Source organism: Proteus sp. G2300, assembly GCF_009915965.1.
GTDB classification, from domain to species: domain Bacteria; phylum Pseudomonadota; class Gammaproteobacteria; order Enterobacterales; family Enterobacteriaceae; genus Proteus; species Proteus vulgaris.
Window position 1 is genome coordinate 438,306 of the sequence record NZ_JAABNK010000025.1, and the last position, 24,420, is coordinate 462,725.

Annotated in this window: 30 protein-coding genes; 17 read left to right on the forward strand and 13 right to left on the reverse strand. The window is 36.7% G+C overall.

The features are described 5' to 3' along the window. Nucleotides 1-24 precede the first annotated feature (24 nt). Both cobB and pepT read left to right on the forward strand, forming a co-directional pair. Entirely contained in the window at nt 25-882 is an 858-nt protein-coding gene (gene cobB / locus GWI97_RS17990) for a Sir2 family NAD+-dependent deacetylase (RefSeq protein ID WP_036937704.1), read from the forward strand. A gap of 52 nt (nt 883-934) precedes the next feature. Next, nucleotides 935-2,179 (forward strand): peptidase T, encoded by a 1,245-nt coding sequence (gene pepT / locus GWI97_RS17995; RefSeq protein WP_036937701.1) that lies wholly within the window; start codon nt 935-937, stop codon nt 2,177-2,179. Nucleotides 2,180-2,278: 99 nt separating this feature from the next. Here pepT and GWI97_RS18000 read toward each other — a convergent pair whose 3' ends face one another. Next, nucleotides 2,279-2,989: a vWA domain-containing protein gene (locus tag GWI97_RS18000; protein WP_226905411.1), complete on the reverse strand. Its 711-nt coding sequence runs from the start codon at nt 2,987-2,989 to the stop codon at nt 2,279-2,281. 285 nt (nt 2,990-3,274) lie between these two features. On the opposite strand from GWI97_RS18000, the gene GWI97_RS18005 reads away from it, so the two are divergent. Then, nucleotides 3,275-3,553, forward strand: a complete 279-nt coding sequence (locus GWI97_RS18005) for a hypothetical protein (RefSeq protein ID WP_052038520.1) — start codon at nt 3,275-3,277, stop codon at nt 3,551-3,553. 98 nt (nt 3,554-3,651) lie between these two features. On the opposite strand, the gene GWI97_RS18010 is transcribed toward GWI97_RS18005, so the two are convergent. The 8 genes from GWI97_RS18010 to rluE form a co-directional block, all read right to left on the reverse strand. After that, the gene (locus GWI97_RS18010; RefSeq protein ID WP_036937695.1) at nt 3,652-4,773 is read right to left on the reverse strand and encodes a ribosomal protein uL16 3-hydroxylase; all 1,122 of its coding nucleotides are present in this window, start codon (nt 4,771-4,773) and stop codon (nt 3,652-3,654) included. 164 nt (nt 4,774-4,937) lie between these two features. Next, nucleotides 4,938-6,401 (reverse strand): two-component system sensor histidine kinase PhoQ, encoded by a 1,464-nt coding sequence (phoQ, locus tag GWI97_RS18015; protein ID WP_036937692.1) that lies wholly within the window; start codon nt 6,399-6,401, stop codon nt 4,938-4,940. Nucleotide 6,402: 1 nt separating this feature from the next. After that, nucleotides 6,403-7,077 (reverse strand): two-component system response regulator PhoP, encoded by a 675-nt coding sequence (gene phoP / locus GWI97_RS18020; protein WP_036937690.1) that lies wholly within the window; start codon nt 7,075-7,077, stop codon nt 6,403-6,405. Nucleotides 7,078-7,295: 218 nt separating this feature from the next. Continuing rightward, nucleotides 7,296-8,666 carry an adenylosuccinate lyase gene (gene purB, locus GWI97_RS18025; RefSeq protein WP_036937687.1) on the reverse strand — a complete coding sequence of 457 codons (1,371 nt, stop codon included), beginning with the start codon at nt 8,664-8,666 and terminating at the stop codon, nt 7,296-7,298. Between the two features lie 31 nt (nt 8,667-8,697). Next, nucleotides 8,698-9,327, reverse strand: coding sequence for a high frequency lysogenization protein HflD (gene hflD / locus GWI97_RS18030; protein ID WP_036937683.1), 630 nt, complete (start codon nt 9,325-9,327; stop codon nt 8,698-8,700). 2 nt (nt 9,328-9,329) lie between these two features. Then, the gene (gene mnmA / locus GWI97_RS18035) at nt 9,330-10,433 is read right to left on the reverse strand and encodes a tRNA 2-thiouridine(34) synthase MnmA (protein ID WP_036937680.1); all 1,104 of its coding nucleotides are present in this window, start codon (nt 10,431-10,433) and stop codon (nt 9,330-9,332) included. A 109-nt stretch (nt 10,434-10,542) separates the two neighbouring features. Next, on the reverse strand, nt 10,543-10,992 hold the full coding sequence (locus tag GWI97_RS18040; RefSeq protein WP_036937677.1) for an NUDIX hydrolase: 450 nt from the start codon (nt 10,990-10,992) through the stop codon (nt 10,543-10,545). Continuing rightward, nucleotides 10,985-11,614: a 23S rRNA pseudouridine(2457) synthase RluE gene (gene rluE, locus GWI97_RS18045; RefSeq protein ID WP_036937674.1), complete on the reverse strand. Its 630-nt coding sequence runs from the start codon at nt 11,612-11,614 to the stop codon at nt 10,985-10,987. Before rluE ends, GWI97_RS18040 begins: the two co-directional genes overlap by 8 nt. A gap of 138 nt (nt 11,615-11,752) precedes the next feature. Between rluE and icd the strand changes: the two genes are divergently transcribed. After that, entirely contained in the window at nt 11,753-13,006 is a 1,254-nt protein-coding gene (icd, locus tag GWI97_RS18050; RefSeq protein WP_036937671.1) for an NADP-dependent isocitrate dehydrogenase, read from the forward strand. 109 nt (nt 13,007-13,115) lie between these two features. Here icd and GWI97_RS18055 read toward each other — a convergent pair whose 3' ends face one another. The 4 genes from GWI97_RS18055 to GWI97_RS18070 all read right to left on the reverse strand — a co-directional run bounded on the left by GWI97_RS18055 (nt 13,116) and on the right by GWI97_RS18070 (nt 16,112). Next, the gene (locus GWI97_RS18055; protein WP_161752166.1) at nt 13,116-14,249 is read right to left on the reverse strand and encodes a site-specific integrase; all 1,134 of its coding nucleotides are present in this window, start codon (nt 14,247-14,249) and stop codon (nt 13,116-13,118) included. Further along, nucleotides 14,224-14,475, reverse strand: coding sequence for an excisionase (locus tag GWI97_RS18060; protein WP_017628380.1), 252 nt, complete (start codon nt 14,473-14,475; stop codon nt 14,224-14,226). Before GWI97_RS18060 ends, GWI97_RS18055 begins: the two co-directional genes overlap by 26 nt. Nucleotides 14,476-14,560: 85 nt before the next feature. After that, complete coding sequence (locus GWI97_RS18065; protein ID WP_161730033.1) at nt 14,561-15,085, reverse strand: HD family hydrolase; 525 nt, start codon at nt 15,083-15,085, stop codon at nt 14,561-14,563. A gap of 388 nt (nt 15,086-15,473) precedes the next feature. Continuing rightward, complete coding sequence (locus GWI97_RS18070; protein ID WP_373274641.1) at nt 15,474-16,112, reverse strand: LexA family protein; 639 nt, start codon at nt 16,110-16,112, stop codon at nt 15,474-15,476. A gap of 112 nt (nt 16,113-16,224) precedes the next feature. Here GWI97_RS18070 and GWI97_RS18075 point away from each other — a divergent pair, with 112 nt between their 5' ends. From GWI97_RS18075 to GWI97_RS18135, 13 genes are all read left to right on the forward strand, one after another. Continuing rightward, nucleotides 16,225-16,419 (forward strand): Cro/CI family transcriptional regulator, encoded by a 195-nt coding sequence (locus GWI97_RS18075; protein WP_049217157.1) that lies wholly within the window; start codon nt 16,225-16,227, stop codon nt 16,417-16,419. 37 nt (nt 16,420-16,456) lie between these two features. Beyond that, nucleotides 16,457-16,933 carry a YmfL family putative regulatory protein gene (locus GWI97_RS18080; RefSeq protein WP_036976726.1) on the forward strand — a complete coding sequence of 159 codons (477 nt, stop codon included), beginning with the start codon at nt 16,457-16,459 and terminating at the stop codon, nt 16,931-16,933. A gap of 261 nt (nt 16,934-17,194) precedes the next feature. After that, entirely contained in the window at nt 17,195-17,374 is a 180-nt protein-coding gene (locus tag GWI97_RS18085; RefSeq protein WP_017628377.1) for a DUF4222 domain-containing protein, read from the forward strand. 8 nt (nt 17,375-17,382) lie between these two features. After that, nucleotides 17,383-18,432 carry a helix-turn-helix domain-containing protein gene (locus GWI97_RS18445; RefSeq protein WP_237585403.1) on the forward strand — a complete coding sequence of 350 codons (1,050 nt, stop codon included), beginning with the start codon at nt 17,383-17,385 and terminating at the stop codon, nt 18,430-18,432. Nucleotides 18,433-18,453: 21 nt separating this feature from the next. After that, entirely contained in the window at nt 18,454-19,260 is an 807-nt protein-coding gene (locus tag GWI97_RS18100) for a KilA-N domain-containing protein (protein WP_161752167.1), read from the forward strand. After that, nucleotides 19,257-20,282, forward strand: a complete 1,026-nt coding sequence (locus GWI97_RS18105; RefSeq protein ID WP_161752168.1) for a DUF968 domain-containing protein — start codon at nt 19,257-19,259, stop codon at nt 20,280-20,282. Before GWI97_RS18100 ends, GWI97_RS18105 begins: the two co-directional genes overlap by 4 nt. A 27-nt stretch (nt 20,283-20,309) precedes the next feature. Then, a complete protein-coding gene (locus GWI97_RS18110) occupies nt 20,310-20,708 on the forward strand; it encodes an antiterminator Q family protein (protein WP_049219743.1) in 399 nt (132 codons plus the stop codon). Nucleotides 20,709-21,187: 479 nt separating this feature from the next. Further along, on the forward strand, nt 21,188-22,081 hold the full coding sequence (locus GWI97_RS18115) for a DUF4747 family protein (protein WP_161752169.1): 894 nt from the start codon (nt 21,188-21,190) through the stop codon (nt 22,079-22,081). Further along, entirely contained in the window at nt 22,078-22,644 is a 567-nt protein-coding gene (locus tag GWI97_RS18120; protein WP_196576472.1) for a hypothetical protein, read from the forward strand. Before GWI97_RS18115 ends, GWI97_RS18120 begins: the two co-directional genes overlap by 4 nt. Nucleotides 22,645-22,671: 27 nt before the next feature. Continuing rightward, the gene (locus GWI97_RS18125; protein ID WP_161752170.1) at nt 22,672-23,199 is read left to right on the forward strand and encodes a hypothetical protein; all 528 of its coding nucleotides are present in this window, start codon (nt 22,672-22,674) and stop codon (nt 23,197-23,199) included. 383 nt (nt 23,200-23,582) lie between these two features. Then, nucleotides 23,583-23,795 (forward strand): transcription antiterminator/RNA stability regulator CspE, encoded by a 213-nt coding sequence (cspE, locus tag GWI97_RS18130; protein ID WP_004244726.1) that lies wholly within the window; start codon nt 23,583-23,585, stop codon nt 23,793-23,795. Nucleotides 23,796-23,802: 7 nt separating this feature from the next. Further along, nucleotides 23,803-23,943, forward strand: coding sequence for a cold shock small protein YmcF (ymcF, locus tag GWI97_RS18450; protein ID WP_418312483.1), 141 nt, complete (start codon nt 23,803-23,805; stop codon nt 23,941-23,943). A 187-nt stretch (nt 23,944-24,130) separates the two neighbouring features. Then, nucleotides 24,131-24,420 (forward strand): Hsp20 family protein (locus GWI97_RS18135; RefSeq protein WP_161681312.1); only part of this gene is annotated, 290 nt, incomplete at its 3' end.

Here is a 24,420-nt window from a genome sequence, read left to right on the forward strand (position 1 = left end):
TAAACTTGAAAACCAAGGATTGTAATGATGAAACTTAAACTTCGTCATCGTCGGCTTAGGAAGTTTCGTAAGATTAAAAGTTTACGTAGACAACATTCACGTTGTCGTTATTTTCATCTCACCCATAAAACGGAACATGAAATGAATTTACCCAAAGTTGTCGTATTAACAGGGGCTGGCATTTCAGCTGAATCAGGAATTAAAACATTTCGTTCAGAAGATGGATTGTGGGAAGAACATCGCGTTGAAGATGTTGCAACACCTGAAGGTTATCAACGCAATCCGCAATTGGTTCAGCAGTTTTATAATGAACGCCGGCGCCAATTGCAACAACCTACAATTCAACCGAATGAAGCACATTATGCATTAGCGAAACTTGAGCAACGCTTAGGTAAAGATCACTTTCTTCTTGTAACACAAAATATTGATAATTTACATGAAAAAGCGGGTAGTCAGCATATTTTGCATATGCATGGTGAATTGTTAAAAGTTCGTTGCCCACAATCCCGCCAAGTTTTTGAATGGAAAGGTGATTTAGACATCACAGATCACTGTCATTGTTGCCAGTTTCCATCGCCACTACGTCCGCATATCGTCTGGTTTGGTGAAATGCCTATTGGTATGGATGATATTTATCGTGCTTTGGCTGAGGCTGATATTTTTATCTCTATTGGGACTTCAGGTAATGTCTATCCTGCTGCCGGTTTTGTTCATGAAGCAAAACTGACGGGAGCGCATACTGTTGAGTTAAATCTTGAACCTAGTTTAGTTGAAAGCCAGTTTGAAGAGAAACATTATGGACCAGCAAGTCAGGTTGTTGATGAATATGTTCATAAATTGTTTGAATTAATTAATGATCCTAAAGCTGATTTGACGCAATAATTATTTTATAGAGTTCCCTATTATTGTTCTTAGAGAGATCTTAGGGGGCAAAATGGATAAATTATTAGAACGTTTTTTTGAATACATTAATTTTGATACTCAATCAAAACCATCTTCAAAAATGTCGCCAAGCAGTGATGGCCAGCTAAAACTGGCTAAGGCATTGGCACAAGAATTAAAAAAACTGGGTTTTTCTGACGTAACACTCAGTGACAAAGGATGTGTAATGGCAAGTTTGCCATCCAATGTCTCTTGGCCAGTGCCTGTTATTGGTTTTATTTCGCATCTTGATACAGCTCCTGATTTTTCGGGCAAGCATGTAAAACCACAAATTCTTGAAGATTATCGTGGTGGTGATATTGCATTGGGTATTGGTGATGAAGTGTTGTCACCCGTTATGTTTCCAATACTGCATTCCATGATTGGTAAAACATTAATTACGACAGACGGTAAAACCTTATTAGGTGCTGATGATAAAGCGGGTATCGCTGAAATTATTACCGCCATGGTACGTTTAAAAGAAACGAACCGACCTCATGGTGATATTCGTATTGCGTTTACACCAGATGAAGAAATTGGTCGTGGCGCACATTATGTTGATTTAAAAGAATTTGGTGCAAGTTGGGCTTATACTGTTGATGGTGGTGGTGTCGGTGAATTAGAGTATGAAAACTTTAATGCCGCATCGGTGAATATTAAAATTGTTGGTAACAATGTTCATCCTGGTAGTGCAAAAGGGGTAATGGTAAATGCATTAGGATTAGCGTCTCGTATTCACCAAGAATTACCTGTCGATGAAACACCAGAAAATACTGACGGCTATGAAGGTTTTTACCATCTACAAAGTATTAAAGGTACGGTAGAAAGAGCGGAAATGCATTATATTATCCGTGATTTTAACCGTAATTTATTTGAAAAACGCAAACAGAATATGATTGCGATTGCTGAAAAAGTAGGTAAAGGCTTACACCCGGATTGCTATATTGAGCTGACTATTGATGATAGTTATTACAATATGCATGACAAAGTTGTTCAATTCCCACATGTTATTGAAATAGCAAAACAAGCGATGATTGATTGTGATATTGAACCTAATATTAAGCCTATTCGCGGTGGTACAGATGGCGCGCAGCTTTCTTATCGTGGACTTCCTTGCCCTAATATTTTTACCGGTGGTTATAATTTTCACGGTAAGCATGAATTTATCTCTTTAGAAGGAATGGAAGCCGCAGTGAGTGTGATCATGCGCATTGCGGAAATAACAGCGGAAAGAGAAAAGGCAAAAGTGATTAGCTAATGACTGATAGATTTTGTTATATAAGATAAAAATAATAGCCGAAATATCGGCTATTATTTTTTAGTTATATTTCTTAATTATATTGTTAACTGAGATGATTTATTTACGCTCTTTATAATCTTGCTCAACAGAAGATTTCCAATCTTCATTTAACTCTTTACCTTCAATCTTAGACTGAACGGCTTTATTAACCGATTCGTAGGCATTTCCATAACCTTTAGCATCTTGAATATATTGAGTTGAGTTAGACGATTTAATACCAATACTTTCCGCTGCACTTATCGCATCAAAATTAGCGCCTAAAAAGATAAACTCCCAACCTTTCTCTTTTTCTGCTGAAGTAATTAATGATTTTACTTTTTCTAGCGAATATTCACGGCTACTATTTTCTTCACCATCAGTTATGATCACCATCATGACATTTTTATAAGGTGAATTTGGTTTATTTTCTTCCGTGATCGCATTTCCAACTGCATCTAACAATGCAGTATTGCCTGATGCAAAATAATCATTAGTAGTTAAATCTTCTATCTTATTAATATCAATTCGGTTATGTAGTTTTTTAGCCTTACTATCAAATAAAATCGTGGTTATATAAACTTTCTCAGGGCGATTTTTATTTTCAGCTAAAATGGTATTAAATCCACCAATAGTATCTTTTTCATATCCTTGCATTGAACCACTTTTATCTAACACAAAAATGATATCCGTTTGTGCTGGTGGTACTTTCACATTGGCTATTTCTGCTGTTTCTGCAAATACCATGGACGGTAAAATAAACGCAGCAATTAAAACAATAAATTTTTTCATAGACGACTCCATTGTAGAAAAAAGAAGTAAAGTGGTGAAAACCTAGCCTTACCTTAAAGGAAATTAATAAGATAAAATAGGAGAACTGACTGAAAAATAGACGGAGTGTTAATATATGAACGCACTTAATTAAAAATAGAATGATTTTATAATAATGGGCTTACATATTATTTAATATTAAAATTTCAATATAGGCTTAAAATTAATAACTCCTTGATAAATTAACTTTATTAAATTTATCTTATAATCACAATGAAATTTATAAATATAATATAAGGATATTGAATGGAAACCATAGCAGGAAAATTATTAAAACCGGTAACAGAAGCTCAACTAAATTCTCATAAAAAGGAAATGATTAAAAAATCTGAGCAACAATCATTTATTATTATTTTTAGCTATTTTCTAATAACTTTTTTAATTTTATTTTCTCTTTATGTGACAAATAGCAAACATACATTATTACTTTTTTTCTTACAAAGTACATTTTTTGTTGTTATTCCTTTTTTCTTCCGTAATACAAGAGTTCTTTTAAAAGAAGCAATAAATTATTTTATTCGCTAAGTTTGAAAATAAGAGATATTTTAAAATATATAATAATAAAAAAGCCCTGCCATTAACATGGTAGGGCTTTATAACTTATCATTGAAGATTAGTGATAATTAATCTTCAAAATACCAATAACCTTGATTAACTAAGTGTGTTAATAAACGTACAAATTTTGGATCAGACAGCGCCTCACCTAAGTGTTGTTTATCAATATAATCATATTGGCAAAGCGCATCAGCTGCTTCAATATGAGCAGTATCTATTAATTCGCCATTTACAAAACAGCTATCGCCAACACGCAGTGCGCGAATACCATTTAAACGATGAAGTTGTTCACCTTGTTGCAGTAAATCATGAATTTCTGCGCTTTCATATAAAGGCTCAGGAACAGCGAGATCGAGTTCATGGCGAGATTGAGAAATAAATTCACCAAACCAATGGCGGAATACTTCGGGTTGAGCAAGTAAATCTTCCATCATTTCATGAAGTTTATTTAACTCTTGATGTTGTACTAATGCTGGATTTTCACGCTCGGTTAAATCAGGATCACTATAACGATAGCTACCTAAATCGTTAGCTAACACATAGTCAGCGAAGCCACTGAAAAGTTCACGGGCATTAGGAGCCCTGAAACCAACAGAGTAGTTAAGTGATTCTTCAATCGCATAGCCTTCATGTGGGAATCCAGGTGGGATATAAAGAATATCACCGGGTTCTAATTCTTCATCAATAATTGCGTCAAAAGGATCCACTTGAAGTAAGTCAGGGTGAGGGCAGTGTTGTCTCATCGGGATTTTTTCACCCACACGCCAACGACGACGACCTTGTCCTTGAATAATAAAGACATCATATTGATCGAGATGTGGGCCTACACCACCACCAGGAACAGAATAAGAGATCATTAAATCATCAATGCGCCAATCGGGTAATACACGAAATGGCTTCATTAATGCCGCACTAGGGAAATGCCAGTGATCGACAGCTTGTACAAGCAAAGACCAGTCTTTATCACCAAGTCCCTCGAAGTGCTCAAAAGGCCCATGTTTGACTCCCCATTGTCCGTCTTGACAGCTAACAAGACGGCTATCCACTTCATCTTCCATTGCAAGACCAGCAAGTTCGTCAGGAGATAAAGGATCAACAAAACGTGAGAAGCCGTTTTTAATTAATAAAGGGCGTTTTTGCCAATGGCTTTCGAGAAATGATTGCCAATCTAAATTAAGTTTATAGTCCATTGTGTATATCCTGAATTCGGGAAGCCTGAAGTCATAATATAATGAATTCTAACTTCCTGCTAAACATTCCTTTGAGCAATGTGAGTAATAACGATTAACACAAGAATAAGTGGACAGTTATCATACATAAAGATGATGTGGGGTAGTGATTTATTCAGGATAGTTTATTCACGTTCTGTTGTGAGTTGTTGTTCTGCGAACGTGACTGTAATACGGGCTCCTCCTAAAGGGCTGTCAGTCATTGTAATATCACCACGATATTGCTCAATAATATCAATCGCAATGGATAATCCTAAACCTTGTCCTGGGCGTAAAGTATCTGCTCTTGTTCCTCGTTGGAAGATGACTTCTCTTTTTTCAGGGCTGACGCCGGGGCCATCATCATCAACAATAATTATTACACTATTTTCATTATTACTTACATTGATTTCAACAAATTCTAGACAGTATTTACAGGCGTTATCAAGAATATTACCCATTACTTCCATAAAATCATTTTTTTCACCTAACCACATAATTTCAGGTGAAACATTGAGTGTTAAATCAACACCTTTTGATTGGTAAACTTTACTTAATGCACTACAAAGATTATCTAATAATCCTGACAGTGAATGGAGTTTTCGTGTGGTAATGTCGTGATCACCATGAATCGATGCTCGGTGCAGATAATAACCAACTTGTTGTGAAATTCGTTCTATTTGATCAAGCATGATAGGTTCAGCTTGCTCTATCGTCATTTGCTTACCTGATCGCAAAGAGCGTAATGTTGATTGCAACACGGCAAGTGGTGTTTTTAAGCTGTGGGTAAGATCAGATAAACTTGTGCGATATTTACTGTAACGGCTTCGTTCATTACGCAATAACACATTTAAATTTCGGACTAAACCTTTTAATTCTGTTGGTGGGTTTTCATCTAAATCATTACGTGTCCCTTTTTCTAATGCGCTGATTTGTTCAATTACTTGCTTTATAGGTCGTAAGCTCCAATGGGCAGCTAACCAAATTAAAGGCACAACTAAGAATAAATTAGCGAGAATAATATATAAAAACCAGTCCCAAACCTGACTGACTTTTTGCATACGTTGGGGGATAGGATCGATAACAGCGATTGCCATATAAGGCATATTATCTGCTGCAGGATAATGGTTAATCACCACGGAGTGAGTTAAAAATTCATTGCTTGAATATTCTTCAAGACGTTTAAGATAAACACGATATTGAGGCAACTGTTGTAACATTAAACGGGTTGTTTTGACATCAACCAAAATCTCAAATAAACCTTCTTCATGGCGCCATTTATGCTTAATACTATTTGGAATCGCTTTGGGTAAATCGGAAGGCGTCCATAAGACGTTGCCTTTATCATCAAAAATGATGACCAGCGACGTATTGTTATTATTCAGGTTTGTTGGAAATTCAATATTCAGCTTGCCCTTATTCCACTGCGCTAAACTGTAATACAGATTACTTTGACTGCGCATTAACATAAAAGTGGTTTTATCAACGCTCACGATAGAACCGACTATGGCTACCAACCCATAAGAGAGTGTAAGTGCCAAAATAATGGCACTGGTCGCTAGTAAAAATCGTGTTCGTAATGAAAAAGGGGAACGCTGTTTTTTTTGCATATTAAGGTTTCATATCAAAACGGTAGCCTTGTCCGCGTACTGTTACAACAACATCATCAGGGTATTTTTCTAAGATTTTTTTACGTAATCGCCCCATTAATACATCAATAGTGTGGCTTTCTTTTAATTCGGCATCAGGATATAACTGGCGCATTAATGCATCTTTGCTAACGACTTTATTTTGATTGCGCATTAATGTTTCTAAGATCGTATATTCAAATGCTGTTAATTTAATTTGCTCGCCTGAAATCATGAACTCTTTACGTGACAAATCCAACTCGAAAGGCTCAATAGAGAGAGTTTGTGATGCAATTCCCATGTTTCTTCGCATTAATGCCTGAATACGAGCAACAATTTCCTCAAAATGAAAAGGTTTTGTCACATAATCATCAGCACCTGCATTTAATGCGGAGACTTTTTCTTGCCAACTTTCACGTGCAGTTAACACCATGATGGGCAACGTGACATTATTTTCTCGCCATCTGCGAATAAGGCTAATACCATCTTCATCGGGTAATCCTAAATCCACAATGGCAACATCTGGTGTACCTTCTGTTATAAAACTATCAGCTTCTTTGGCATCTTCTGCTGCATCAACTTGATGACCGGCATCACGAAACTGCACGGATAAGTGATGACGAAGTAAAATATTATCTTCAATAATTAAGATCCGCATAATTCCTCCTTGAGTACAATCGGCCAAGATACACCGTTGTAAAATAAATATAGGAAATGATAGTTAGTTAATCAGATAAAAATATTAGGTTATCATAGACAATCTATTGCTTAAAAAATACTGTAGCTAGCAATGTGTTTAAGTTGCAGATAGTTTTCTTCGTTTTTTGTTATAAAAAAAGGCAGAAATTATCTGCCTTTGAGAGGGAGGGAGATAAATTAGTTTAATTTATCAACAAACTGAGTTGCAAAACCAATATAACTTTCAGGTTTCATCGATTTTAAGCGAGTTTTTTCATCTTCAGGTAGTTCTAAACCATCAATAAAAATAGCCATATCTTGCTCTGTGATACGTTTGCCACGAGTCAATTCTTTTAGTTTTTCATACGGTTTTTCAATGCCATAGCGACGCATTACAGTTTGAATTGGCTCAGCTAACACTTCCCAGTTACAGTCTAATTCTTCGCGAAGATGTTTTTCATTTACTTCAAGCTTATTGAGACCTTTAATGGTCGATTGATAAGCAATTAATGCATAACCAATACCTACACCTAAATTACGTAGAACGGTTGAATCTGTTAAATCACGTTGCCAACGAGAAAGCGGTAACTTACTCGAAAGATGTCCCATAACGGCATTGGCTAATCCTAAGTTTCCTTCCGAGTTTTCAAAGTCAATAGGATTCACTTTATGTGGCATCGTTGATGAACCAATTTCACCGGCAATGGTTTTTTGTTTAAAGTGATTTAGTGCGACATAACCCCAAATATCACGGTCGAAATCGATCAAAATTGTATTGAAGCGGCTAATGCAATCAAAAAGTTCCGCAATATAATCATGCGGTTCGATTTGTGTTGTGTATGGATTCCATGTAATACCTAATGAAGTCACAAATTCTTCACTAAACTGGTGCCAGTTTACTTCAGGGTAGGCGGCTAAGTGTGCGTTATAGTTACCGACAGCACCATTGATTTTACCTAAGATCTCAACTTGTGTAAGTTGGCGATATTGACGTTCCATACGATAAGCAACGTTAGCAAACTCTTTACCCATTGTTGAGGGGGTTGCAGGTTGACCGTGAGTACGAGAAAGAAGAGGTAAATCACGGTATTCTTGTGCCATTTTACTAACAGTATCAATAAGTTCACGCCATGTTGGTAGCAAAATCTCTTGGCGAGCTGTTTCTAGCATAATGGCATGAGACAGATTATTAATATCTTCTGAAGTACAAGCAAAGTGAATAAACTCAGAAACCTGATGTAATGCAGGGATGGTCGCCACTTTTTCTTTTAAGAAATATTCTACAGCTTTTACATCGTGGTTAGTGGTGCGTTCGATGGTTTTAATACGTGCTGCATCTTCTTCATTGAAGTTAGCAACTATCGCATCAAGGTAATCGTTTGCGTTTTTTTCAAAGGCAGGAACTTCTTTAATGTCGGCGCAAGATGCCAGCTTTTGTAGCCAGCGAACTTCTACCTGTACACGGAATTTCAGAAGACCGAATTCACTAAAAATAGAACGTAACGACGAAGTTTTACTACCGTAACGACCGTCAATCGGTGAAATCGCTGTCAGCGAAGATAATTCCATTGTTGGCAACTCCCAGGTTGAATTTAAAGTATTAACATTGAGCGAGAAAATCATCAGCTTGTCGGATAATTGTCTTTTGATGTAATAAAAAATCAAAGCGACGACCACCCACTTGACGCCAGAGCACGGCACTACGAATACCCGTTAATAATAACGCTCTAACTTTAGCTTGAATAATTGGGTTTTTTAACAGTTCGATAGAGCCATGAACTTGAATGCGAGGGCCTACAGGACTAACCGCATCAACATAAACGCCAGCGAGTGCATTAAATACACCTTCGGACATAGGTTCAAAATAGCTTTTTTGACGCTCTAATTGAGAAATTTTTTGTGATAAACGTGAACTATAATCATCATTTCGTCCGATTAAGCGTTCTAAGTTGATTAAACCTTGTTGATAAGTCATCAACTCTAGCGTTAATTTTTCTCTTCTTACTGCCTGATGAATAGCTTTCAGTGTTTGAAAGCCTAATTTTAAATGGCTAATTTGATTACCATAAACATCAAGTGTTGATGTGGGATTGAGATTAAAAATACTGTTAACCATCACTTCAACATCATTTTCGTTCGCACTACCTTGGTAAGCAATTTGTTGAACGAGACGACTTGCTTGGCAGATGCCTGCCAATGCAAGTGTTATATCACGAAAATCTTTAGCCACATCTACTCCTGAATACGTGTTTCAATGATCCCGCCACCTAAACAGACTTCGTCTTGATAAAAGACGGCTGATTGTCCCGGCGTTACAGCAGCAACGGGATAATCAAAGCGGACTTCAATTTTATCTTCACTTAATGGCGTTACTGTACACGCAATATCAGGTTGGCGATATCGTGTTTTAACAGTACAGCGAAACGCCCCAGTCATTGGCTCTCTTGATACCCAATGTAATTGTTGAGCAATTAAGCCGACAGACATTAATCTTGGGTGTTCATGACCTTGTGCCACAACAAGAATGTTGTTTTCAACATCTTTATCAACAACATACCAAGGATCATCGCCACCGTCTTTTGTTCCACCGATACCTAAACCTTTACGTTGACCTAATGTGTGATACATCAATCCTTGGTGTTCACCAATAGTTTCACCATCAACTGTGATGATAGGGCCAGGTTTAGCCGGGAGGTAACGTGATAAGAAATCGGTAAATTTACGCTCACCAATAAAACAAATACCCGTTGAGTCTTTTTTCTTCGCTGTTGCTAATTCAAGTTTTTCAGCGATTTTTCTAACTTCAGGCTTTTCCATCTCACCAACAGGGAAAAGACTTTGTGCGATTTGCTCGTGACTTAATGTGTATAAGAAATAGCTCTGGTCTTTGTTATTATCGACGCCACGAAGTAATTGGCTTTTGCCATTGATATCACGACGGCGAACATAGTGGCCTGTTGCGATATAATCAGCACCTAAATCTTCTGCCGCATATTCTAAAAATGCTTTAAATTTTATTTCTTTATTGCACAGAATATCGGGGTTTGGAGTGCGGCCTGCTTTATATTCAGATAAAAAATGTTCAAAAACATTATCCCAATATTCAGCAGCAAAATTGATGGTGTAAAGCTCGATACCAAGCTTATCGCACACGGCTTGTGCATCAGCAAGATCCGCTGATGCTGAGCAATATTCTGTATCGTCGTCTTCTTCCCAGTTCTTCATAAACAGACCAACGACCTGATATCCCTGTTCCTTAAGAAGATAGGCTGAGACGGATGAATCTACGCCACCGGACATTCCCACGATGACTTTTTTTTGGCTGTTATCTGACATGACTGGATCTCACTGCGGAAAAATAAGCGCCATACTTTACCATATCACTGACACAGGTGCATCAAGTGTTGCTCTGTTTTTGATGCTTTGTTTTCCCATTTTCTGTTATTTAATTAAAGGGTGCACCAAAGCCACTTAAAATAGAAAGAGGGTAGAGTTCACCTTGTTGATAACATAACAGGCTTTCTCTCACTAAAGGTGAACGTAATTGCTGGCTTTGAATAATGTCATCTGCGCTAACCCAATGACAACAATTGATATCGCTATCATTAGGGTGAGTTTCAACTTGTTCTTGAGCCTCAATTAAAAAGAGGAACCGTAAAAAAGGCGTTTTATCAGGGGCAATCCATTGATGTAATTTAAGGAAATATTGAACAGGAAGTGTTAATCCTGTTTCTTCCCATAACTCACGTTGAACAGCTTGAATAAGTGTTTCATCAGCTTCAAGGTGGCCAGCAGGTTGATTCCATGTTGCTTTGCCATTAACGGTTTCTTCAACAACCAGAAATTTATTTTTTGCATGAACAATACATGCGACAGTCACATGAGGTTTAAACAAAATCAATCTCCTTCCATTCACCAGGTAATAGATTATCCAGCGTAATATTTCCCATACTAAAGCGGATCAAGCGTAATGTAGGGTAACCAATATGAGCCGTCATTCGTCTCACTTGACGATTTTTACCTTCAAATAAGGTGATTTTTAGCCAAGTTGTCGGAATAGTTTGGCGTTCTCTAATCGGTGGATTTCTCTCCCATAGCCATTCGGGTTGTTCAACTATTTCGACTTGTGCAGGTAGTGTTTTGCCATCTTTAAGGTCTAATCCTTCTCGAAATTGTTGTAATGCTGTTGTACAAGGAACGCCTTCTACCTGAGCATAGTAGATTTTTCCTGTTTTTTTACCCGGTTGCGTTAATTTTGCTTGTAACTTCCCATCATTTGTTAAGACTAAAAGCCCTTCGCTATCTCTATCTAGACGCCCTGCAGCATAAATATCACGAATAGGAATAAAATCTTTTAGTGTTTTTCTACCACTTTCATCAGTAAATTGGACTAGCACATCAAAGGGTTTATTAAAGATAACCACTTTACGCTCACCTCTTAGGCGTGCTGGTTTTCTTTGTGTTGAAGGGGCATGATGTTTTCTTGTTTTAATCGAGCTTTTAAATTGATTTGTCATAGCTAATTTTTGTAAAAAATGGGAGATTGATTATACCTTAAAAGAGAAGCGATTGGCGTTAGCTGAATAATCAAGTAGTATTGACAGGTCTCTTACAAAAAATTAACAAAGCGTGCGCTTACATGAAAGGAGAGGTAAATGGAAAGCAAAGTAGTTGTTCCGGCTAATGGCGCTAAAATTACACTAGATGCTAAAGGTAAGCTTGTTGTTCCCAATAATCCGGTTATCCCTTATATTGAAGGGGACGGTATCGGTATCGATGTCACGCCAGCAATGTTAAAAGTTGTTGATGCAGCCGTTGAGAAAGCTTATGGCAAAGAACGTAAGATTGAATGGATGGAAGTCTACACCGGTGAAAAATCTACGCAGGTGTATGGTAAAGATGTTTGGTTACCAGAAGAAACCTTAGATCTTATCCGTGAATATCGTGTTTCTATTAAAGGTCCTCTGACTACCCCAGTTGGCGGTGGTATCCGTTCATTAAACGTTGCATTACGCCAACAACTTGACCTCTATATTTGCCTACGCCCAGTACGTTACTACAAAGGTACTCCAAGCCCAGTTAAACACCCTGAACTGACTGATATGGTTATCTTCCGTGAAAACTCAGAAGATATTTATGCGGGTATTGAGTGGAAAGCTGGCTCAGCAGAAGCAGATAAAGTCATTAAATTCTTGCAAAATGAAATGGGTGTTACCAAAATCCGCTTCCCTCAAGATTGTGGTATTGGTATCAAACCTTGTTCAGAAGAAGGGACTAAGCGCTTAGTTCGTGCAGCGATTGAATACGCGATTGATAATGACCGAGATTCAGTCACGCTGGTACACAAAGGTAATATTATGAAATTTACCGAAGGTGCCTTTAAAGACTGGGGTTATGAATTAGCACGCGAAGAGTTTGGTGGTGAATTATTAGATGGTGGCCCTTGGGTTAAAATCAAAAATCCAAAATCAGGTAAAGAGATCATCGTTAAAGACGTTATCGCTGACGCATTCTTGCAACAGATTCTGTTACGTCCAGCAGAGTATGATGTAATCGCATGTATGAACCTTAATGGTGACTATATTTCCGATGCATTAGCGGCTCAAGTTGGAGGTATCGGTATTGCACCTGGCGCAAATATTGGTGATGAGTGTGCTTTATTCGAAGCAACACACGGTACAGCACCTAAGTATGCAGGACAAGATAAAGTTAACCCTGGCTCAATTATTCTTTCCGCGGAAATGATGTTACGCCACATGGGTTGGACAGAAGCTGCTGACTTAATCATTAAAGGTATGGAAGGCGCGATTGCCGCTAAGACCGTAACTTATGATTTCGAACGTCAGTTAGAAGGCGCTAAACTACTGAAATGTAGCGAGTTTGGTGACGCGATTATCAAACACATGTAATTGTTGATTTGATAAATAGTTAACGGGAGCTTATTAGTTCCCGTTTATTTTTTGTACTATAAAATTCTTCCCCAAAATATCCCCAAAACTCTTCCCCAAAACTGTTCAATTAAACAGCAATAATTTGCCATTCTTTTCCTCTATCGTCGTGGTATTTATCAGTCATATTTTGTGTTTTATGCCCTAATAATTTTTGTGTATTAATTCCTTGTTCTCGATAAAGTCGCTCAGATAAAGATCGCTGTTCATGGAAAGTAGGTGCCGTACCTTTTTCCCAAGTTAACCCACATTTATCTCGCGCCTTTTTAAATGTTGTGGTTAATGTATTTGGTGTGACTTGCTCGCCTCGTTTTGCTTGTGCGGTGGTATGCCGATAATGCACGAGATATTTACTTACAACCGCGTCACGACATTGAGCAACAACATCCCTTAAGGAGAGGTTGATAGCCTCACATTTTAGCGAAAGAGGGATGGCTAACTTACTCCCCGTTTTCTCTTGCTGTATGTGTAACATGTCATCCCAAATATCAGAGAATTTCATTTTACAGATATCACCGATCCGCTGACCTGTGGTTAAAGCCAATAACATGCCACATTGCAGGTAAGGAGGGTGGTTTTTAGCTTGCTGGTAAATAGTGCGCCATTCGTCCAATGTCATGCGTTCTCTTTTCACTCTATTCCGTGGTTGTTTAGTTGCTTTCGCGGGATTGTAACCAGGCGGAACATAGCCAGCATGTTGAGCTTCCTTAAATACATCAATAAGCACCATGCGAACGACCTGAGCCATTCTTGAATGTCCTAATACTTTGATGGAATCTATTATTTCAGCGATGTCTAAAGCGGTTATCTCTTTTAATATTTTCGTACCACAATACTGACGGAATAAATTAATAGGTTTCATTTTTTGTCGATAAGAATTAATTTTTAATTCACCGATATCTAATCTTTCTTTTTGAATATCTAAATATTTATCCATCCATATATCGACAGATATTTCAGACTTGCTTGTCTTAATTTTTGATAACCGTTCATTAATACTTAATAACTGTCGAGTATGTTGTTCAGCAATAATTGTATTGGCCTGAATGGCAGTTTCTCTCGCTTCTTGCTCGTCGGTGCCTAAGCTATGAAATTTACCGGTGATGGGATGTTTATATTGCCAATAAATTTTGCCGTTACGTTTATCTAGCTTTCGATATAGATTAGGGATGATAATTTTATGGGTTCGTGGTCGGGCAGCCATCGGTAATTATCCTCTTAAGTCGTTCCGTTGATTTAGTAGGAATTTGAGGGAGAGACAGATAGCCCACATAACGAGCTTCTCTATCGACCATCCACTTGCGGCCAACTTTCATTGCAGGTGGTGCAATAAGGTTATTCTTTGCGTATTTTTGTAATACCGTCATGCAAGGAGAGGCATCTCCAAATTCCAACCTTGCCCACGCTTCAAGAGTCACCATTCTTGACATATTTTCTCTCCATACTGCCGTATACAGTTTAAATAGACGTTAATTATGCTGGTGGTATTTATTTAAACTTTTTAGAACTGTTTATTTAGCTCCTTTTACTTAATTCATTAAATCTACGTAAAAATAAAACTTTGGCTTGTAGTGAAGTTAATGGATTAACAATAAAATCACTTGTAGGAATACCTTCAAGCATTAGCCAATTGCTACCCACATCAATATCTAAATCTCGTTTTTCAGTTGCTAACATCATTAAGTCGGCTAAATGCACAGCGTCCGACATAACGGGTGGCAAGTTATATTTTTGACGAATAACAGTATCAATTCTTTTTTCTATCTCCTTATATTCAGGTAATAGCTTTTTAAGCGGTGATGGCAGATCTTTTACATAGGCCTCACTGGCATCATGAAGTAAGGCTTCTAAAGCATATTCAGGAGCAACTAAATAGCTGACATATACTGAGTGTTGAGCAACAGAATAGAAATTATCAATTTGTCCATTAAAGCGACATTCATTAGCTAAACCTATCGCGATGTCTTGAATATCTATATCCTCGATCCGTACATCGAGGTAATAGAAGTGCTTATTTGTTGCAGTTGCAATATAAGACATTATTCTCTCCACATAATTTAAGTAATAAAGATCCCTCTCGAATTAATCGAGATTAAATTTCCCTGATGTTGGTTAATGGTAAATAAAGACTTATTTTTTATGTTTCAATTATTGAACTTGATTATTGTTTACCTCAAGTTGTGGCGGTTTCTGCTGTTTCCCAACAGACAGAAACTATTTCTCTTCACATGAAAATTTTTATTAAGTGTTTTCACACACATAATTGAATTAGATATTAATCATAATGTAACTCATCCTACACCGCACACTTAAAATGTAGGATAACCAACATTGGTGTGTCAAGTGTTTTTGTAGGAAAACTTACATTGGTATGTGATGGTAATAAAAAATCCTCCGAAGAGGATCCTTTTATCAATGAGATAGGAAATTATGGTAAATGAGCTATTTTGGCATCCACAACAACACCCACAATTTTACAATTTCCATTGATTGGTATTAAGCGGTATTGAGGGTTTAATGGTTTTAAGTAATGGTTGCCTGCATCTACAATGTACTGCTTAAATGTAACTTCATTTTCAGATTCTAATTTAGCGACAACTAGCTTGCCACTAACAACCTCTACTGCGGGATCTACTAATATAATCATCCCTTCAGGAATACTTAGTCCAGAAGGAGAGGTCATAGAATCTCCTTTTACTTCTAGCCAAAATGATTCTTCGGAACAATGCACAGTTGTCTCATACCATGTATCGATTGATTTTCTATGATATGGCTCTACGGCCTCAGACCAATTCCCAGCGCTTACCCAGCTAATTAAAGGGTATTCACCACTAGATCTATTAAATTTTAAAAACGAAACATTAGAAATAGGATCTTCTTTTCCATCAACAAGCCAAATAGGGCTTGTTTCAAGAGCACTCGCTAATGCTTGAAGATTAGCGCCATTGGGTTGATAGTCACCTTTTTCCCAACCAGTAACAGTCACACGATTGACTCCAGCTTTTTTGGCTAGAGCCTGCTGTGTCATTTTCAGCTCAAGGCGTCTTTGTTTAATTCGTTCGCTCATTTCTTTCATGTAGGAAAGCCTACCACATTCCAAATGTAAGAATCTTGACATTTAAATGTAAGATATCCTACATTGTATGCGTGTGAATTATTCACTTACCAAAGGATTACAAATGAAGAAAAAAGATGTAATCACGTTTTTTGGTGGTACGTGTAAAACAGCAAAAGCCCTCGGTATTAAACATCCTTCGGTGTGTGGTTGGGGATATATCATTCCTAAAGTAAGGGCGTATGAAATAGAAAAAATCACCAAGGGAAAACTTAAATATAACCCTGAACTTTATAGAAAAAATACCAAAACAGCATAAGGCAATTAACTACCAATAAAAGATAGAGCAGGTAGATATGAGTAAACATTCAATTAAAGAAGTTATTAAAGAAATGTGCAAAGCACTGCCGGGTGGACGTTCTGCTATGGCAGGGGCTTTAGGCATGTCACTCGATACGTTTAATAACAAGTTATATGAAAAAAATGGCTGTCGTTTCTTTGATATTGATGAACAAGAAGCGATGGAAGACATTTCGGGCACTAAGTTGCTGGTGGAATATCACCTAGAACGTCATGGCATGAGTGCATTACCAAAAATAGAAGCAGAAAAGATAGACCAAGTAGAGCTATTTGATATGCGAATGACATTGGCGGCTATGCAAGGATCACTCGCCGTTTTAATTCAAGAAAGTCTTGTTGATGGTGTTTTAACGGATGAAGAAATAGGGCGTATTTATCGAAAAGCAGGAAAAGTTTTTGCATATGCAATTGGGTTCTTGGATTCACTGAAAGTGTTATACGGTGAAAAACAGGAAGCGACTAAGAAAGGGTGAAGCCAAAGGTATACGGCCTCTGGCTTCGGTTGCCAATTTCAATGATGTGAAGAGAAATAAGCATGAGTAGATTAGCGCATCTAATACCTAAAAAGCAATTTCGCTGTTTACCCTTAACTAAAGAGGGAACATTTCGCTATGTAGAAAGCATACCGAGTGACAATCGATCACACAACTACCGAAAAAATATCGATTTGGTAGATAAGAGGACACTGAAAAAGTCATGGGCTGATTTCTATTTCTTGAGTGGAGGAAAATGCAATGCGAAATGAAGATCCTAATCGTCTGGATCGCTATTACAGAAATCCTCGAGGGCTCCTTGTTCATGTCATTCGTTATGATCGAGAAAAACAGCGCGTTATTTTTATGATTGATGGTTGTGAATACGAACAATGCGAGCCAGTTCAAAGATTTAAAGAGAGATATACCCGAGTTAAGTGAGGCCTTTTATGAGTGTTAAATTATCTAGTTATGTTTGGGATGGTTGCGCCCATGCAGGTTTAAAACTCACATCAGTCGCTATCATGGCAAGATTAGCTGATTTTTCTAATGATGAAGGTATTTGTTGGCCTTCTGTTGTGACGATTGCTCGTCAAATTGGTGCGGGTGAAAGCACGGTGCGCACAGCAATAAAACAGTTGGAAAAAGAAGGGTGGTTAACCAGTGAAAAGCGTAGAAAAGGCAATCGTAACGCAAGCAATATTTATCAGCTGAATGTAGAAAAACTATACCAATCAGCCAAGAAAGCGCTTTCTCAACCAACAAAATCTGACGCATCAGGATCTGACCCATCAAAATTTGTCGCATCAAATTCTGTTCCCTCAGAATCGAGCAAAAACAGGGATTTTGACCCGTCAGCTCCTGAGGGCGATCCATCAGTAACTTCAAAATATGATCCATCAATAAATTATTCTTCGTCGCAGAATTCTGGCGAATCCAGCGACCAGCCCAAAAATGATTTTTTAACTCGTTATCCTGAAGCTGTGATTTACAGCGCCAATTTTCAAAAATGGGGCTCCGCTGACGATTTGAAGTGCGCTAAATGGCTATTCAGTCGTAAATGCGAAGTGTTTCAAGAGATGGGATTAAAAACGCCTAAAGAGCCAAATTTCACTGATTGGGCTAATGATATTCGCTTAATGACAACGATTGATGGGCATACTCACAAAGAAATTTGTCAGTTCTATAAACGAATTACGCAAGATAATTTTTGGAAAAAGAATGTTCAGTGTCCTCGTACACTCAGGGCTCAATGGGATGATTTAACCTTACGTTTGGCGGGTAAGAAAAAAATCACAATCGATTCCGTAGAGCGTGATGAAACATTTCGGCTTATCTGGGGTACAGGTTGGAAACCTAAAAATAAAATCCAAGAATTAGCCGCTATTCAGGCAAAGAAAAATGGTCTAGGCCGAATGAATGAGGTTGCAGGTTTAGCTGCGTGGCGAGGTATTTGGCAACAAGTCGCGGAACAAGTTGCTCAGGAAGTTTTGCTATAAACGAGAGTGGAGAAAAATAACATGAATGGACTAATTGTTATTGATGGTGTTCAAATTCGTCGAGATACCGCAGGGCGTTATTGTTTAAATGATCTTCATCGAGTCTCAGGTGGTGAAAAACGGCATCAACCGTCGAATTGGAGTGTTTTGACTCAAACTAAAGAGTTGGTTGATGAAATTTCAACCGCTCCTGAGATCACAGGAGCGGTTCCCATTGTGACCATTGTTGGAGGGCTTAACCAAGGAACATATGTTTGCAAAGAATTAGTGTATGCCTATGCAATGTGGATAAGCCCGTCATTTCATTTAAAAGTGATCCGTACTTTTGATGCATTGATAACACAGCAACACGGCGAAAAGTTAGCCGATAAAGTTCAAGCTGGAGTCATATTGCTTGAATCGATGGCTAAAAGCCTGAATTTCTCAAACTCTTCAAAATTAGGGGCGTATCAAAAATTACAAGCCATGGCAGGCTTACCCGAATTAGCCCCTGTGTATGCGATTGATGCGCCAAGCGGATCAATGGATGGTTCAAGTCGTCCAACAGTAGCTTTATCAACACTGATTAGAAAACATCAATTACCTATTTCAGCGCAACAAGCTTATAAGCGGTTGGCAGATCTCGGCATTGTTGAACGTTTATCTCGTCCAAGTACGAAAACTGCTAATAAAATAAAAGAGTTCTGGTCTGTGACTGCTCGAGGTTGTCAGTTTGGGAAGAACATGACCAGCCCTAATAATCCTCGTGAAACTCAACCCCATTTCTTTGAAAGTAAAACGGATGAATTGATCCGTATGGTGATGCTGAATAAACAGGTGAGTGCATGAAATTATTATTAACACCCTATATTCAGCCCGATCTTGGTGTTGTTTTATTGAAGCCTGAAGCGGAGTTGCTTGCGCAACTTAAACAACATTCTCGTGTGATTATTAGTGATGTACCAAAGAGTTTAAATAAATGGCCTTCTGGTGCATTAACAGGGAACGAACAGCCATTATTGAATAACAAGGACATTATTGGCTTTTTAAATAATGAAAAAGTGATCCAAGCTATGGGTGGGCTGTCATCGATGAATATGTGGATAGGCAGAAATATTCATTGTTGCCAGATTAACGATGAGCATGACAGTTATCATCATCATGAATTAACAACCACATGGCATAAAGACGGTGTGATACGGACTTGTTGGTATCATGATAATCATATTCGTAATTCATCGGCGGGGTGGGTTGCTGAATTAGCATATAAAAATCGTATTGCTTGGATGATAGACACTATTCGCAGTCGTTTGAGATTAGATGATAGCCATTCGCTGACGATACCTGACTTTTTTGCTTTTGCCGTAATGCATAAACTGGTTGATGAACTACCTGATGCTATATTACGTCGTATTCTAAATTGGTCTGATAAACCTAAAGAGCGCAGGGTGCATGGCGGTTTTCCTGAAGCTGATATTGTTCCCAATGAAGTAACAGCGCTATCAGCAATGAATGCGCGTTTAGATGCCATAAAACCCGTTATTAATGTGACTGTCGATCCTGAACCTCCAGCCTCATTTCTTCTTAAACCTAAAATGCGTCGTTGGGAGAATTCTCAATGGATTCAATGGATAAAAACACAGCCTTGTTGTGTTTGCGGACAACAAGCTGATGATCCACATCATATCATCGGCCATGGTATGGGAGGCATGGGAACGAAAGCTCATGACTTATTCACTATTCCATTATGTCGGCAACATCATGATGAGTTGCATCGTGATCCCAAATTGTGGGAAGCCACTTACGGCAATCAAATCGAATTGTTATTTTCTTTTTTAAACCGTTCATTAGGAATGGGAGCATTGGTTTAACGTGTATACGGCACGGGGAGTCTAAGTATGAGAGATATGCAGGAAGTTTTATCACGTTGGGGTGCGTGGTCAGCTAATGAGGGAAATAGTATCGATTACTCATCAATTGCCGCAGGTTTTAAAGGATTAATTCCAAGCTCAAGACGAAGCCGAGAGCAATGTTCAGATGATGATGGCTTAAAAATAAATAAAGCGGTATTACATTTAAAGGTAAATAATAGTTACTTGTTTCAGTTGGTTATTATGTACTATGTGAAGAATTATCCTTTACGCTCAATGGCTTCAAAACTCGGTATTTCTCATAATGAAGTAGCTAAGCGATTGCAGACAGCGGAAGGATTTATTGAAGGGTGTTTATCGGTTGATAACGTAAAATTAGACATGGATAAAATAATTAGAAAACACCACATTTATAGTCTTGCGTAATTACAAAGCACAATATATTGTGTTTAAAATATGTTTTACATATCATGTATTCAAGTAAAAAAATAATTGATAATTGGTAGGTGAATTATGTTCCACTTACACTGGTTACGATAAAATCGTTGGGTGAGAGGTAAACTAAATTAAAGGTATATCTATGTCCAAAGATTGTTTTTATTGTGCAGAGAGAGTATAAAAAATGTCTTCACCAGAACGCACCATAGTAGCCAATTATCAAGTTATTGCCATAACTCAGTGAAAGAACATGACGTAGAAATTGGATGCAATTTTATAATGATCTGTTTTTTGCTAAATAAATTTTCAATCACATAAATACTTTTTATTTACCTTGTTTTATCAAGTTAATTTACTTTAATCCTGTGACCTGCTTATCATTATGTTTATACCATTTCCCTTATGAACTGAATATTGATCTAGTATTGTTGCTATATAAGAAAATTATTCTAAAGGAACAGGTCTGTATGGCTAGAAATAAAAAGCTTGAATGTGGTGCATTAAATATAACTATTCATCCTCATTCTCCACAAAAATATGTTGAGCTATTTAAAGATACTTTTAGATTACATAAAACTGTGAATTTGGGGGGAGATATTTACGCTTTATTAAAATTTTTCTCAAAAACAATTGGTAGCACATCTGATGTAGATCCGTATGAAGGTGAGATTTTAAAATATATGGATATCAATAAAGATAGTGATTGGTACAGTATTACTACCAATGAATTAGCAACAGAAGAAGAAAAAGATAGTATATTTATACCTGAAAATCTTAAGCCAAATGTTTCAAAGTTTTCATTCGTTTTTCTTCCTAAAGCACACTTATTAGTGTATGAGGCTCGTTATAATAATAAAAATCTTTCTCACTTACAAATAGAGAAGTTTTTTAATTTATTATTTTCCAATGAAAAAATTGTTAAGAAATATGGGGTCGTTAATGTTACAAGCCTTACAGAACCTAATGAAGTTGAACGTATGTTATCTTTAAAAGGAATAAAAAAAATAACTTTGGTTACTCGTAGACCTAACCCTGATGATTTAGCAAATGCTGAGCAAGAGTTTAAGGAAAGGCTTAAAAAAATCAATGTGATAGAAGAAGAAAAAATTTTAAAGTCAGATAGTAATCATGATATTGCTCCCGATCAAAAATTAAAAATGGAAGCTTTAATTGCATCTCGTAATGGTAAAGTAACTATTAAAAGACAAGATTATGAAGGTTTTTCAGAAGAATTATCTAGTTCTGATAAGCCATTAAAAAGATATGAGATTTATGATCCAGATGACACGTTACCTATGGATGTTCTTTTAAGGAAAGCAAAATCAATTTATAATGATTTTAGGCAATGGCTAACTAAATGATAGATATTATAAAAAAATATTGGTCAGTCTATGGTGGCTTTACTGCGCTATTTAAAAGTAGTTACTTTTACGTAGCGTTTCTTGTTGCTTGCATATTATATCCCGCTTGGTCTAAATCAGGGTGGTGGGGAGATGTTTTATCATTACTTCCTAATCTACTTGGTTTTTCCCTTGGGGGATTAGCAATCTTACTTGCTGTAGGTGATGATGGTTTTAAGAAACTTATAGCTGGAGGTAGTGAAGGTAGTAAACCATCACCATATATGGAAGCATGTACAGCATTTGTTCATTTTATATTTTTGCAAATATTAGCAATTCTTATTGCATTGTTGGCTAAAACATATGGAGTAATTCTTCCTAAAATATTTTGCAAGGAAGCGTTACTTTTATTGAGTTTTTTCGGTTATTTCATATTTATTTATTCAATTTTTTGTACTTTAGCCGCTGTTTTTGCGGTATTCAGAGTAGCAGATTGGTTTGATAGCTATATAACTGAATTTAATTCAATGAATAAAAAGAAAGGTGAAGTTAAAGATGAAAGTAAAGATGAAAGACACCATTAATATTAAGTTTAATAATGACATCATATAATGATAAAACTGATTGATATTTTACCTAACTGTCAATGCTATAAGTATAATAAGGATATTTATAAAATCTTTCCGGGTAATATTGTCTTCGAAAAAAATGTGTTGAATCCTATATTTAATGTTATTAATCCTATTAATGGTATTAATCTAATTTATAAATTCTATGGTGAAAAGTCGTTTAAAGAAAGAAGAAGAGACATTCAATCTATTACATTAAAATTTTCTCAATTTTACTGGTATATAAAGGATAACTTTAAAGACGAAAATAGGGTTCTTTATGATATTACGACAGATAATGATGGTTGCTTACTAATTAAATATGTGGATAAAAGAAAATTTATTGGAGTAAATACTGAGATTCTTTCTAAAATAAAACAAGATATTCTCATCCAAAACTTTTTAGTCAAAGACCATGAAGTAAGAGAGCTATCAAAGTCTTATGAACAATGTAAAAAAGAAAAAAACAACTTAAATGGAAAAATTTTTATTTTAGAGAGAAAAATAAAAAATAATTTTTCGTATGATTGATAGTTTTTAATTTTATACCATCCATAATTTTGATACTTATTTAATGATTATAACGATATATTCTTAAGTATGAAAATATGATATTTAATTTTTCATCAACTGGAGACTTAGTTAATTTATAGGGTTTTTATGATTTAAAAACATTCGTGAGCAGACTTACCGCTAAAAAATAAAGTTTGCTATCTGAATTTTTCTATGGCTTAATAGCGTCACTGGTTTGGAAGTACAGACCTATTTATGTTAGTAAGTTTAAAGTTGTTCCCGTTTAGCGTTATCCTCGATACCTCTTCATTGTGAATTCCTTCTAATTAATTCCCATAAGTAAAAATACAAAACAAACCGCATATGCCTTATGGCAAATTAAATCAATTAAAGGAAATTCTATGTCTAATACAATGACTGGTACAGTAAAATGGTTCGATGAAGGTAAAGGTTTTGGTTTTATTACTCCAGCTGATGGCAGCAAAGATGTCTTCGTACATTTCTCTGCAATCCAAAGTGATAGCTTCAAAACATTAGCGGAAGGCCAACAAGTTTCATTCACCATGGAAAATGGTATGAAAGGCCCAGCAGCAGGCAACGTGGTGGCTCTCTAAAGGCGCTATTACTATTCGCCTCTATTTTAAATGCCCTTGTTGTAGTGGTTCACAATATAGAACATCACAATTTGATGTCACAGTGAACAATCCACACGGCGCAAAATGTATCTTTTGCAAAAGTGTGATGACAGCTCAAATGAGTTAAGCATTAAATAGTTGAATATATAAAACCTCGCTTCGGCGGGGTTTTTTGCTATCTGCAATCTCATATTGGTTGGTTAAAGATAAAAAAATGAGTTTTTAGGGCTTGAAAAATTTTTGTTCGTTCATATTTATATTTTGGGCAAATAAGATACCGCCCATAATTCACTAAATACTGAAGGAGGAGTTATATGCCTAACATTAAACCTTTTTCATTATTCCCAGCATTATCTGACAACCTACTGTCAAACCGCTTTGATCAGATAGATCGCCTGTTTAGTCAGTTAACAGGTAGTAAGCCTATTGCATCACCAATTCAGACCTATAACCTGAAACAGATTGATGATAACCATTATGAACTGACAGTGAGTGTGCCTGGATATCAAGAAGATGACTTATCGGTTTCATTAAAAGGAAGTCGTTTATTGATTGAAGGGAAAAAAGAAGAAAAATCAGAAGAAGACAATGATAAATGGATCCA